The organism is Rhodococcus sp. NPDC056960, assembly GCF_042674125.1.
Lineage (GTDB): Bacteria > Actinomycetota > Actinomycetes > Mycobacteriales > Mycobacteriaceae > Rhodococcus_F.
The window spans coordinates 59,889-72,029 of sequence record NZ_JBHURF010000032.1; the positions used below are offsets into that span (position 1 = coordinate 59,889).

Annotated in this window: 11 protein-coding genes; all 11 read left to right on the forward strand. The window is 64.1% G+C overall.

Annotated features, from left to right (window positions below; genetic code table 11):
• Positions 1–85 precede the first annotated feature (85 nt).
• The 11 genes from ACFTWF_RS37150 (at position 86) to ACFTWF_RS37200 (ending at position 12,121) form a co-directional block, all read left to right on the forward strand.
• Positions 86–1,171, forward strand: a complete 1,086-nt coding sequence (locus ACFTWF_RS37150; protein WP_378466073.1) for an LLM class flavin-dependent oxidoreductase — start codon at positions 86–88, stop codon at positions 1,169–1,171.
• 35 nt (positions 1,172–1,206) lie between these two features.
• The gene (locus ACFTWF_RS37155; protein ID WP_378466074.1) at positions 1,207–2,760 is read left to right on the forward strand and encodes an AMP-binding protein; all 1,554 of its coding nucleotides are present in this window, start codon (positions 1,207–1,209) and stop codon (positions 2,758–2,760) included.
• A 5-nt stretch (positions 2,761–2,765) separates the two neighbouring features.
• Positions 2,766–4,346 (forward strand): class I adenylate-forming enzyme family protein, encoded by a 1,581-nt coding sequence (locus ACFTWF_RS37160; protein WP_378466075.1) that lies wholly within the window; start codon positions 2,766–2,768, stop codon positions 4,344–4,346.
• A 2-nt stretch (positions 4,347–4,348) separates the two neighbouring features.
• Complete coding sequence (locus ACFTWF_RS37165; protein ID WP_378466076.1) at positions 4,349–5,185, forward strand: SDR family NAD(P)-dependent oxidoreductase; 837 nt, start codon at positions 4,349–4,351, stop codon at positions 5,183–5,185.
• A gap of 43 nt (positions 5,186–5,228) precedes the next feature.
• Entirely contained in the window at positions 5,229–6,704 is a 1,476-nt protein-coding gene (locus tag ACFTWF_RS37170) for an aldehyde dehydrogenase family protein (RefSeq protein WP_378466077.1), read from the forward strand.
• Positions 6,705–6,821: 117 nt separating this feature from the next.
• Complete coding sequence (locus ACFTWF_RS37175) at positions 6,822–7,433, forward strand: TetR/AcrR family transcriptional regulator (RefSeq protein WP_378466078.1); 612 nt, start codon at positions 6,822–6,824, stop codon at positions 7,431–7,433.
• A gap of 76 nt (positions 7,434–7,509) precedes the next feature.
• The gene (locus ACFTWF_RS37180) at positions 7,510–8,151 is read left to right on the forward strand and encodes a hypothetical protein (protein WP_378466079.1); all 642 of its coding nucleotides are present in this window, start codon (positions 7,510–7,512) and stop codon (positions 8,149–8,151) included.
• A gap of 84 nt (positions 8,152–8,235) precedes the next feature.
• Positions 8,236–9,417, forward strand: a complete 1,182-nt coding sequence (locus ACFTWF_RS37185) for an LLM class flavin-dependent oxidoreductase (protein WP_378466080.1) — start codon at positions 8,236–8,238, stop codon at positions 9,415–9,417.
• Positions 9,414–10,163, forward strand: a complete 750-nt coding sequence (locus ACFTWF_RS37190; RefSeq protein ID WP_378466081.1) for an SDR family NAD(P)-dependent oxidoreductase — start codon at positions 9,414–9,416, stop codon at positions 10,161–10,163. The genes ACFTWF_RS37185 and ACFTWF_RS37190 overlap by 4 nt, the downstream gene beginning before the upstream one ends.
• Positions 10,164–10,204: 41 nt before the next feature.
• Positions 10,205–11,185 (forward strand): alpha/beta hydrolase, encoded by a 981-nt coding sequence (locus tag ACFTWF_RS37195; protein ID WP_378466082.1) that lies wholly within the window; start codon positions 10,205–10,207, stop codon positions 11,183–11,185.
• 6 nt (positions 11,186–11,191) lie between these two features.
• Complete coding sequence (locus ACFTWF_RS37200; RefSeq protein WP_378466083.1) at positions 11,192–12,121, forward strand: TIGR03621 family F420-dependent LLM class oxidoreductase; 930 nt, start codon at positions 11,192–11,194, stop codon at positions 12,119–12,121.
• Positions 12,122–12,141: the final 20 nt, after the last annotated feature.

Consider the following 12,141-nt stretch of genomic DNA (forward strand, 5'->3'; position numbering starts at 1 on the left):
CTCAAACGTCCACGACCATGCCCCGCAATGCGCCCACCTGGCGGAAGTCACGCCGCCGTGGCCACACCGTCGAAAGGCTGTACACATGACTGTTCCCGTCGAGAATCGGCCGATGAAGTTTTCGGCCTTCCTGCTGTTTCACCGGCCGGACCGCAACAACAGCATCAAGGAGGTGTACGACTACAACCTCCGGGTCGCCGAACTGCTCGAAGAACTCGGCTTCGACGGCGTCTGGGTATCAGAACACCACTTCCGCGACTACGGCACGGTACCGAGCATCTTCACCATGCTCGGCTACCTGGCCGGCCGGACAGAGAACCTCCGACTCGGCACGGGTGTTGTCGTCCTCCCGCTCCACAATCCGATCCATGTCGCCGAACAGGCGGCACAGCTCGACCTTCTCTCGAACGGCCGCCTCGATCTCGGTCTCGGTCGCGGGTACCAGAGCATCGAATTCGATGGGTTCGGAATGAGTCTCAGCGAGGCCCGGGACCGCTTCGACGAGGGACTCGAAGCGATTACCGGTCTGTGGACCAGTGACCCCTACCAGCACCAAGGCCAGTTCTACCAAAGCGGCGAGGTGTCCCTCACCCCGAAGCCACTGCAGTCGCCGCACCCGCCGATCTACGTGGCCGCCGTGAGCCCCGAAACCGTCGAACGATATGCCCGCCGAGGCCTTCCGATCCTCGCCGACCCCGCGGCGCCGTTCAAGAAGATCCACCAGGCCGCCGAGACGTGGCACCGGATCGCGGGCGAATCAGGTCACGATACCGCCGGCACCGACCTCGTGGTCTCGCGGTCGGTGTGGTTGGCGCCGACGGTCGAACAGGCCAAGCGGGACCAGGCGTCTTTCGAAGCCAGCTTCGACCGATCGCGCATCTTCAACGACAAGAGCGCTCCGATCGATTCGAAGACCGGCGAAGTCGCCAAGGGCTTCGAGTTCTGGGAAGGCCGTTACCTCAAGGGCGGTGAGGTCGGCAACGACTTTCGCTGGGAGCAGCTTGAGGTGATCGGTGATCCGAAGCGTGTCATCGGCCAGGTCGCGATGCTGCAGGAATTCGGGTTCAACCACCTCATGTGCGATTTCGGCAGTACCCGGCACATTCCTTTCGACGAGATGGCAAAAGCCATCACGTTCTTCGCCAAGGAAGTCATCCCGGCATTCCGCTGATGCCGCCCACCAGCCCCTCGTGAAAGGCGCGCTTCGTGTACACAGAGTTGTCTCTGGCCGACGTGGTCCGTGAAAACTGTCGCGGCCGCGGCGATGGGATCGCCGTCGTCGACGGCAACCGGCGCTTCACCTATGCGCAGTTCGATCGCAGAACGGATCGGCTGGCCCACGCTCTTCAGAGTGAAGGGGTGCAGGCCGGCGACCGCGTGCTCTGGCTGGGGGCGAACTCCCACCGCCTCCTCGAGTTGCTCGTTGCCGCGGCCAAAGCCGGCGCCCTGCTGTGCCCGGCGAACTGGCGCCAGAGCGTCAACGAAATCCACTTCATCATCGATGACCTGACACCGAAGGTGGTCGTGTTCGAGCCGGGCACCGTCGGCGAACTTCACGAGACCATGAACGTCGGTTCCGCAGCCTGGATACGAAGCGAGAGGGACACCGACGACGAGTACGAGCGCTGGCTGCAGTCGTTCTCGCCGGAGTACACCGTGGGTGAGGGGTCGGATCGCGACGGGGTGCTCTTGCTCTACACCGCCGCGTTCGACGGCCACCCCAACGGCGCTGTCATCTCGCACCGTGCGCTCATCACGCATGCCATGGTCCTTTCCGCACAACGACGGATCGAAGAAGGGTTCGTGTTCCTCGAAAGTGGTCCGATGTTCCATGTCGGTACCATGATGTTCGCGGTGGCGACTCTCCTGTGCGGAGGAACGAACGTCGTTCTTGCCCAGTTCGATCCACGATTGGCATGTGAGCTGATCGAGCGTGAACGATGCACCGGCGCAATGCTGTTTCCGGCGATGATCGATCAGCTCGTCGCCGCGAACGGAGACGACCGCTTCGACCTCTCGAGCCTGCACTTCGCCCAGGGAAGTCCCACCTGGAACCATATGGTCAGCATCGACTACAGCCCGTGGGGGCGATCGAACGCGGGATACGGGCAGACGGAGGTCGGCGGGATGCTGACCTTTCACGCGCTCGGGTTGGGTGGATCGGGTACGCACGGGAGATCGAGCCCCCTCATGCAAGTCCGGATCGTCGATCCCGAAGGGCGGGAGGTGCCGGTCGGTGAAGTCGGGGAAATGACGACACGTGGATTGCATCTGTTCAACGGGTACTTCAACCGTCCCGAACTGAATGCTGCACGATTCCGCGATGGTTGGTACTTCACGGGTGACCTGGGACGGCGGGAAACCGATGGCACCCTGTCGTTCGTGGGTCCGAAGCTGCGGATGATCAAGTCCGGCGGCGAGAACATCTATCCCGCCGAGGTGGAGCGTGTGCTGCTCGCCCACCCCGATGTCACGGACGCCGCGGTCATCGGGCGGCCCAACGAGGTGTGGGGGCAGTCGGTAGTGGCGATCGTCGTGCGGAACGGTGCGACGGCGGTGTCCGAAGAGGAACTCATCGCCCACGTACGGACGCAGATCGCGTCGTACAAGAAGCCCAAGTTCGTTGTCTTCGTCGACACTATTCCCCGGCGTGGCTACCTGACGGACTACGACGTACTGGACGAGTTACACGGGGGCGGGGGATACCCCGGCGGCGAGAGCGACCGCGCTGCTCAAGACTCAATCGAGACACACAGGTGAAACCCATGACACGCTCCCGCTACTCGAACTTCGGCTACACGGTGTTGTCGGCGCAGCGCGATCGCGCGCCCCACCGTCTCGCGTTGTCCTACGGATCGACCCGACAGCTCACCTACGCGGAGCTGGACAGCCGCGTCAATCGGACGGCCAACGCTCTCCTCTCTGCAGGGGTTCAACCGGGTGAGCGCGTCGCGACGCTCCTCGATTCCACACTGTCGGTCGCCGAGAACTACCTGGCGCAAACGAAGCTGGGGTCGGTGCTGTGCGCACTGAACCCGTATTGGGACGCCGCGACATTCGAGAAGATCGTGACCTCGATCGAGGCCACCGCCTTCGTGTACGACGTGAAGTTCGACGAGCTGGCCGACCGATTGCGGCCGCGACTCCCGCAGGTGACACGATGGATTCGAGCGGGTGCGCAGCGGGACGGCTCCGAAGTGCTCGATCTCGACGAACTCACGGCAGAGGCGTCGGATGCCGAACCCCCGCTCGGCGCCGGTGGCGACGATCCCCTCGCACTCTTCTTCACCTCGGGGACTACCGGACTGCCGAAAGCCGTGCAGTACACCCACGCGTCGGGCATCGCGATCGCACAGGGACTGTGGGCCGATGTACCGGCTCTGCAGGACGCGGCATTGGGCACGGGACCGATCATCTGGGGCGTCGGGTTCATCGCGGTCGCCGCGCCCGCACTGGCAGCCGGAATTCGGCTGGTGCTCGAGGACGACTTCGGCCCCGTTCAGTTCCTCGAGACGGTGCCTCGCGAGGGCATCACCCACATCAGCGTAACCCCCAGCTTCTTTGCCGAATTACTGGCCAATTCCGATCACTCGGCCGCAAACCTCGATTCGCTCCGTGTGGCATTGCTTGGCGGAGAGCCACTGCTGTCGTCGTTGCAGGAGCGGATCGCACAGCGACTACCGAATCTGTCGCTCTACGGCTACTACGGTCAGACGGAAGCGCCGTACAGCGTGATCGGCAGACGCGACGACGGTAGCGTCCCCGACGGCGTCGTGGGACGAGCGCGTTTCGGTGGTGCAGTGCGAGTGGTCGACTCTACCGGTGTGCCCGTCCTGGACACCGTTGGTGAGATTCAGATCAGCGGTCCCCACGTGACGGCCGGGTACTTCAGCCAACCCGAGGCCACCGCCGAGGCACTCCGGGACGGATGGTTCGTGGGCGGTGACGTCGGATCGATCGATGCCCAGGGGCTGCTCACCGTGCTCGGACGTCGGGCGGATTCGATCGAACGAGGTGGCGTGCTGACCCTCCCCGCACAGATCGAGGACGCCGCCTCCCGGGTGGAGGGAGTCGCCGAAGCCGGTGCCATCGGACTTCCCGTTCCCAATGCGGAACCCCAGATTCTGTTGGTTCTGTCGCCCGAGCGTGGGTGCGAACTCGACAGCGGGGTCGTAGCCGACCGACTCGCGGTCGCGCTGCCGGCACCGTCACGACCGGATCACATCGTCATCGTCGACAGCCTTCCGCATGCCAATGACGGCTCCGGTGGAAAAGGGAAGCTGTTACGCCGGGTGCTGGTCGAACAGTTCGGACACCTCGCTGCTTCGTCGACGGAACGAGGGTGACAATGGGATTTCTCGAGGGGCAGGTCGTCGTCGTCACCGGCGGCGCCCGTGGACAAGGGCGTTCCCACGCGATCGCTGCGGCGCAGGAGGGTGCGGACGTCGTATTGCTGGACCGCTGTGCCGATGTGCCGTCGATCCGGTACCCGCAAGCGGCCGAATCGGATCTGCGTGAGACCGAGGCTATGGTCCGCGTGCACGGTGTCCAAGCGCTCGGCATCGTGTGTGACGTCGGAGACCGCGACCAGACGGCTGCCGCCTTCGACGACATCCATGACCGCTTCGGGCGGGTGGATGTGCTGATCGCGAATGCCGGGGTGTACGGCGGTGGGTCCATCCAGGACGCTGATGCGGATGTGTGGGACGAAGTGATCGGCAGCAACCTCACCGGTGTCTTCCACAGCATGCGCGCCGTGAGTCCGCGGATGATTGCACAGGGCTACGGGCGAATCGTGGTGACCGCGTCGAACCAGGGGCGCAGCGCGGTGCCCGGTTCGGTTCCCTATGTCGCCTCGAAATGGGGGGTGATCGGCCTGGTGAAGGCGGCGGCGCACGATCTTGCGCCGTTCGGCGTCACGGTCAACGGTGTGGCACCCGGGAATACTTCCACGAAGATGGTCCACAACGAGACCTTGTACCGCGCAATGCGACCGGACCTTCCGAACCCCTGCTGGGATGATGTCGAACCCGCCCTGAGAGTGCATCACGTCCAGCCGATCGCGCTCCTCGAGCCGAGCGAGATCACCGCCGCCGTCATGTTCCTCATCGGGCCCGGCACCCCGCATGTCACCGGCAGCATCATCGACGTCAACGCCGGTACGGCCGCCCGGACCACCGCCTAGCGACAGCCTTCTGGCGCTCGCACGAGAAACCGAAGGACACGTGATGACGATCCGCGACCAGGTGATCGACTATTTGCAGCTAATCGACGGTGAACTGCTTCCCGCCCGCAACGGTGAGTGGATCGACAGCGTCAATCCAGCATCGGGACGGGTGTGGGCACGGGTTCCGGCGGGCACCGCCGACGACATCGATGACGCAGTCCGCGCGGCACGGGGTGCGCTCGGCCCGTGGCGGTCGTTGCCGGCGGCGGCCCGCGCGGACGCGCTCCGCGCCTGGGCGGCGACTGTCCGCGAGAACCTCGACACGCTGTGGCGGTTGGACGCAACAGACAACGGTCGGGCACGCAGAGAGGCGGAACCCGCGATTGCCGGTGCCGCGGCCCAAATCGACTTCCATGCCGGCCTCGCTGAAACAATCACTGGCGATACGGTTCTCGTATCAGGAACCGCCACGACGTACTCGCTTCGTGAACCCTACGGTGTCGTCGGCCTGATCATTCCGTGGAACGCTCCGCTGGCGATGTTCCTCGCCAAGGTCTCCGCGGCGATCGCTGCGGGAAACACGATCGTCGTCAAACCACCCGAACGGGCCTCGGTGTCGGTCCTCGCCGCCGCGCAGCTGCTCGGAAAGGCGGGCATACCAGACGGAGTGGTGAATGTTGTCACCGGCGACGGTGCCATGGCAGGCGAGGCGCTGGTCAAGCATCCGGATGTTCGGAAGATCAGTTTCACCGGGTCGACGGCGACGGGCCGCCGTATCACCGAGAACTCGGTAGGCAACGTCAAGGCCCTTGCGCTCGAACTCGGCGGGAAATCGCCGAACATCGTCTTCGCTGATGCGGATCTCGATTCGGCGGCCGACAGCGTCGCGGCGGGAATCTATACAGCGAGCGCGGGACAGGCCTGCATTGCGGGCTCGCGAATTTTGATTCAGCGGGAAATCTTCGACGAATTCGTGGAGCGGCTCCGCGCGCGGGCATCTGCAATGACTTTGGGGGACCCACTCGATTCTGGGACCGATATGGGACCGCTGGCATTCGGCGGTCAGTACGAGAAGGTCCGCGAGTACCTCCGGAGCGGGCGCGAGGACGGTGCGACGGTTGCGTTCGGCGGTCGCTGCGGCAGCGCGCTGTTCCCCATGGAGAGTCCCTTCGCGGCGGGCTACTTCGTCGAGCCGACACTGTTCGTCACCGAAGATCCGCATCTGCGGGTATGCCGGGAGGAGATCTTCGGCCCCGTCGCGGTGGCATTGCCGTTCGCGGACGACGACGAGGCGGTCAGGTTGGCCAACGACAGTGGCTACGGCCTAGCTGCCGGTGTGTGGACGCAGGACCTTTCGCGCGGCCACCGACTCACGCGCCGTCTCGAGGCGGGCACCGTGTGGGTCAATACCTATCGTCGTCTCCACTGGGCACTGCCGTTCGGCGGGCAGAAGGAAAGCGGAAATGGGATCTCGAACGGCCCAGGCACCCTGGACGAGTGGCTCGAACACAAGAGCGTGTGGATCGAGCACGGGTAGCGCCTCGACCTGCCTGGCGTCGCTCGCGTGCGATTCCGTGTCCAGTGCCTTGTGAACGGCGGCTTTCTGTGAACTAGAGTTGCAGTTCAATCGGTATACAGGAGGTAGGTCTACGACATGACCGACGTGGTGCGCACGAACATGCGCGACCTCCAGAAGGAGATGACCAGAAATCGGCTGAAGGAAGCTGCCGTCGCCTGCTTCGTAGAGAACGGGTACCTGGCGACTGCGGTCACCGACATCACCAAGACCGCCGGTGCCACCCGCGCCACGTTCTATCTGCACTACAAGACGAAGGCCGACGTCGTCAATGCACTCCTCGACGAGCTCGACGTCGCCTACGCGCAACCCTTCGCCGAGCTCGCCACAGTACTGGCGGAACCGACTCTGGAAGGTTTCCGTACCTGGCTGACCGCGATCATCGGCATGTGGGAGCAGACCCGCGATGTCTCGATTGCCGTAAGTGACGCGGCCAGCGTGGAGCGGGAAATTGGGGATCGCCGTGCTCGCAGCTTCGAGTTCGAAACGGACAGGATCGCCAAGGCGCTCTCGACGTCGGGCCAGTGGTCCGCGAAGCAGGCACGGATCCGCGCAGTTTTGCTCTTTTCGCAGCTCGGGAGCCTGTTCATGCAGTGGTCGGCGCGCGATTCAGACCTTGACGCAGAAGAAGCCATCGACGTTCTGGCGGCGATGTGGATGGCCGCGCTGGATCCCCAAAATTTTCACTAGACTCGCTGCCTCTTGACTAGACGCTGTGATCGCGGTTACATAGGCGATACCCCACCTTGTCCGGAGGAATCGCCCCATGTTGGTCAGCTCAGATCTCGCGCCCCGTTTCTCCCGTCTCGCCGTCGCTCGTGTCGAGGAACCTTCATTCGGTCTCGCAGGCACGACTCCGAGATTGCGCCGTCACGGGGGATCTCGCGCGGCGGCCGGCCGGGCGCAGTTGGCTGCTCACGCCTACCGTGACGCCGAGAATTGGGGCGATCAGGCCTCCGCTCACATGATGGACGCCGCCCTCGGCGCGATCTTCGACGCCGTCGCCGTACAACCCGACGCGGACGAGACCGGACCGGGTCTCGACGGACTCGTCCTGATCGTGGAATCGGGAAATCGTTCCGCTGGGCGCGACGAGCTGCGGCGTCTGGTCACCCTCGAACATGCGCACGCGAGCATGCGGTACGCGGCCGTGGGCGTCGTCGTCATCGGCGCGTCCGCCGCCACCGCGGCGACCGATGTCGACTTTCTCGCGCGTTCGGTGCGCAACCTCGGTGGATACGTCGTCGGCGGCGCCGGCACGGTAATCACCAAGAGAGACGCAGATACCGAGACGTCGTGGGACGGAGACGCGCAGTTTTCCGATGTGACGCTGGCATCGAATATCAGCCTGCTCGGACGCCGAGTTGCTACCCTGGCCCGCTCTGGGCACACCCTCCGCGCTGCCTGACTGCGCGCACCATCCGTATCTCCGCTGTCTCGAGCTCAACGGGCTGAGGCAAAAAGCAATCGCTTGCTCAACGAAGGGACAAAAATGAAGTTTTCCATGATTTTCGAGGCGCAGATCGCCGACCCGACCCCCGAGAAGGAACGCCAGACCTACCACGACTCGATCGAGCAGGCTGTGTACGCCGAAGAAATGGGTTTCGACGGCATCTGGGCAGTCGAACACCATGGGCTCGAACACTACTCACACATGTCGGCGCCGGAGCTGTTCCTCGCGACCGTGGCGGCGAAGACCTCACGCATCCGGATCGGACACGGCGCCGTCTGTATGCCGTTCAACTTCAACTACCCCACGAGGGTCGCCGAACGCGCAGCCATGCTCGACGTGCTCTCCAACGGCCGCCTCGACCTGGGAGCCGCACGCGGCGGCACACTGCAAGAAGCAGCGATGTGCAACGTCGACCCCGCGGAAACCGCAGCGCAGGTGGAGGAGGCTCTGCGCGTCGTCTCGGCGGCGTGGCGTTCGCCCGACTTCGAGTATCACGGTGAGCTTCTCGACATCCAGGCTCCGGAGGGCAACTCACCGCTGCGCGTCCTGCCCCGGCCCGTGCAGACACCGCATCCACCGCTCTTCCTGGCCAGCACCAAGCCCGACACCGTCGTCCACTCGGCCGAACTCGGTGTCGGTGCCCTCGTCTTCGGATTCGGCGGCCTCGACAGCATCAACATGCAGCACCGACTGTATTGGGACCGGGTAGCGAGCCGCACCGGTGAGAAGTTCGTCTCCGACGTCGTCAACGATCACTTCGTCGCGCTCTGCCCGACGATCGTCCTCGACGACGAGCAGGCAGCCAAGGAAATCGGTGCACGCGGGCAACGATTCTTCGGCGAATCGATCGGGTACTGGCACCTCGGTGGAGCGAAGCCGCCCACGGGGGACACGGTGAACGACGACAACATCGCATACATGCACGCGAAGGCGGAGGCGGAAAAGGCCGCGTTCGACCGCGGAGACCGACCTCAGTACTCCGAACGATCACTTGCCGCAGCCAACTTCAACATCGACCACGCGTACGGCACCGTCGACACCGCGATCAAGTATGTCGAAGAGCTGGAGACGGTCGGTGTGGACGAGGTACTTTGCCTCATCCAGATGGGCACCGTTCCGCAAGACGTCTGCATGGCAACCATCAAGGCGTGGGGTGAACACATCATTCCGCACTTCCGCCTTCCGGTGACCGACCGCCAGCGGGCCACGGCCGCAGTATGAGCCGGCTTGCCGGAAAGGTCGCACTCGTCACCGGAGGCGCTCGCGGACAAGGCGCAGCAGAGGCCCGGGCCTTCGCACGCGAGGGGGCCAGAGTGCTCATCGCCGATGTCGACGATGATCTCGGCGCTACAACGGCAGCCGACATAGATGGCGATGTCCGCTTCGCTCGTCTGGACGTATCCGACGCGGACTCGTGGAAGGCGGTGGTCGCCGCGGTTGAGACCGATTTCGGCCGACTCGACGTGCTCGTCAACAATGCTGCGCGATACTGGACACGTTCGATTCTGGAGGAGTCCGACGACGCGCTCGACGCGATGATCGCCGTCAACCTCAAAGGCTCGTTCCTCGGCATCCGAGCCGCCGCACCGCTGATGATTGACTCCGGCGGCGGCTCGATCATCAACGTTTCGTCCACCGCCGGGTTGGGCGGACACGTCGGACACGCGGCATACGGGATGACGAAGTGGGGCCTGCGGGGCCTGACCCGCGTTGCCGCAGCGGAGTTGTCGCCGTCGAATGTCCGCGTAAACTGCCTCGTACCCGGCGCGATCACAGGACCGATGCTGGGCGTCAACATCCCCGAGCAACAGCAGCGGGACCCCGACCTCTGGAGTGGACTTCCCCTGCGCCGACCCGGGGAGCCCGAGGAAATAGCCGAAGGTGCGGTATTCCTGGCCTCCGACGAGTCTTCATACATCACGGGTACAGACCTCGTGCTCGACGGTGGTGCTACCGGAACAGGTTGACCCGCAGACGTGTTCGCTCACAACTCGACACAGGAGAACCAGTGGATGCCGAATTCGAAGGTATAGTAGCCAACTTTCCACCGTTGCAGTTCGACGACCCCGCCGCCCAGCGGGCGAGTTTCGCGGAACTGCACGCGTCGATCGAGCCACCACGGCTACCCGGAAACATAGAGATACTCGTCGACCGCAGCGTTCGTAGCGTCGACGGGCACCACGTAGAGACGAGGCTCTACCTGCCGACCGACCTGTCGGCTCATTCCCCGACACTCGTGTGGATCCACGGCGGCGGCTACGTTGTCGGAACCGCGGACGAGGACGACAGTCTCTGTGCGCGAATCGCATCCGACCTCGGGATCGGGGTCGTTTCGGTCGACTACCGGCTCGCGCCGGAGCATCCCTATCCCGCCGGATTCGAGGATTGCTACGCCGTGGTGACGGCGCTGGCAGCGGCCGGTGGGTCAGCGCAATTCGACAGGCTGGGCGACGGAAATATCGTGATCGGCGGTGGAAGCGCCGGCGCCGGACTTGCGGCCGCCGTTGCTCTGAGGCTGCGCGACGAGGGTCTCACCTTCGTGACGGGTCAGATCCTCCTCTACCCGTTCATCGATTCCACGCTCGGCTTCGACTCGATGCGCAGGTACGCCGATGGCGCGATCTTCAACGCTCACGACGCTGAGGTATGCTGGCAGCACTATCTGGGCGCCGAGCGGTCCGCGCCACCTGCTTATGCATCTCCTTCCGCAACGACGAACCTGGTCGGACTTCCGCCCGCGTACGTCGTGGCGGCGGGCGCGGACTGTCTGCACGACGAGGCCATCGACTATGCCCTCCGGATGATCCGTGCGGGCGTATCGGTCGAGTTGCACTCCTTTCCCGATGTGCCACATGGCTTCACAGGAGTCGCGCCCCGAACCTCGGCGAGCAAGCGGGCGCTCTCCGACCTGCTGGAAGCAGTTCGCCGATTCGGCGGACTGCGGGAGGCAGCACCGAAGCCCGTTCTGGTAGCAGTGAGCGAGGAATGAAGGCAGATGACAACTGACAATGTGACTAAGCAATTCAAGTTCGGCGTGGTCGTTCGGAAGGCCGAGTCGGGTCGGGCTTGGGCGGAGCGGGCGCGGCTCGTGGAGCAATCCGGCTTCTCGACGATGCTGATGCCTGACCATTTCGTGGGTCCTCGGTTTGCGCCGATCGCGGCGTTGTCCGCCGCGGCAGCAGCAACATCGACACTCCGCATCGGAACACTGGTGTTCTCGAACGACTATCGTCACCCGGTCGTACTGGGGAAGGAACTGGCGACCCTGGATGTGTTGTCCGATGGCCGACTCGATGTCGGGCTCGGCACGGGCTGGATGCGCGAGGACTACGATCGCGCCGGACTGAGTTTCGATCCGCCGAAGGTGCGATTCGATCGCTTCGTCGAATCACTCGAGGTCCTGCGTGGGGTGTGGGGCGAGGGGCCATTCTCGTACCGGGGCGAGTACTACCAGATCGATGAACTGGTGCAGGAGCCGAAGCCGGTACAGAAACCGTATCCGAAGTTCCTCTTCCCTGGCGGTGGCCCGAAGATGTTGCGTCTGGCCGGCAAATACGCTGACTACGTCAACTTGACCTTGCGGGTTCGGGCCGACGGCACGGCGCCCGACGAGAAGGACGGTGGTCTGGAATCGTTCCTCGGCAAGATCGACACCATCCGGGAGTCGGCAGGCACGCGATTCGACGACATCGCGATCGGCACGAGCATCCAGGAAGTGGGAATTCCGCAGAGCACGGAAAGCTGGAGTGCGGTCAATCTGTCTCGGCAGGAGGACACTCCGCAGATCTTGCGCGGTGATGTCAGCGAGATGGTCGACAAATTGCGGTTCTGGCGGGACACGCATGGCCTGAACTTCTTCGTCCTGCACAACGACAAGGATCTGGAAGCATTCATCCCGGTCGTCGAAAAACTGGCCGGAGAATAGCGGCCCGGTGACGACGATGG

Excerpts from the sequence above, each read along its gene's own strand:
- ACFTWF_RS37170 (WP_378466077.1), top strand. The coding sequence starts at position 5,229 with ATGACGATCCGCGACCAGGTGATCGACTATTTGCAGCTAATCGACGGT.
- ACFTWF_RS37165 (WP_378466076.1), top strand. The coding sequence starts at position 4,349 with ATGGGATTTCTCGAGGGGCAGGTCGTCGTCGTCACCGGCGGCGCCCGT.
- ACFTWF_RS37150 (WP_378466073.1), top strand. The coding sequence starts at position 86 with ATGACTGTTCCCGTCGAGAATCGGCCGATGAAGTTTTCGGCCTTCCTG.
- ACFTWF_RS37200 (WP_378466083.1), top strand. The coding sequence starts at position 11,192 with ATGACAACTGACAATGTGACTAAGCAATTCAAGTTCGGCGTGGTCGTT.
- ACFTWF_RS37160 (WP_378466075.1), top strand. The coding sequence starts at position 2,766 with ATGACACGCTCCCGCTACTCGAACTTCGGCTACACGGTGTTGTCGGCG.
- ACFTWF_RS37185 (WP_378466080.1), top strand. The coding sequence starts at position 8,236 with ATGAAGTTTTCCATGATTTTCGAGGCGCAGATCGCCGACCCGACCCCC.
- ACFTWF_RS37175 (WP_378466078.1), top strand. The coding sequence starts at position 6,822 with ATGACCGACGTGGTGCGCACGAACATGCGCGACCTCCAGAAGGAGATG.
- ACFTWF_RS37190 (WP_378466081.1), top strand. The coding sequence starts at position 9,414 with ATGAGCCGGCTTGCCGGAAAGGTCGCACTCGTCACCGGAGGCGCTCGC.
- ACFTWF_RS37180 (WP_378466079.1), top strand. The coding sequence starts at position 7,510 with ATGTTGGTCAGCTCAGATCTCGCGCCCCGTTTCTCCCGTCTCGCCGTC.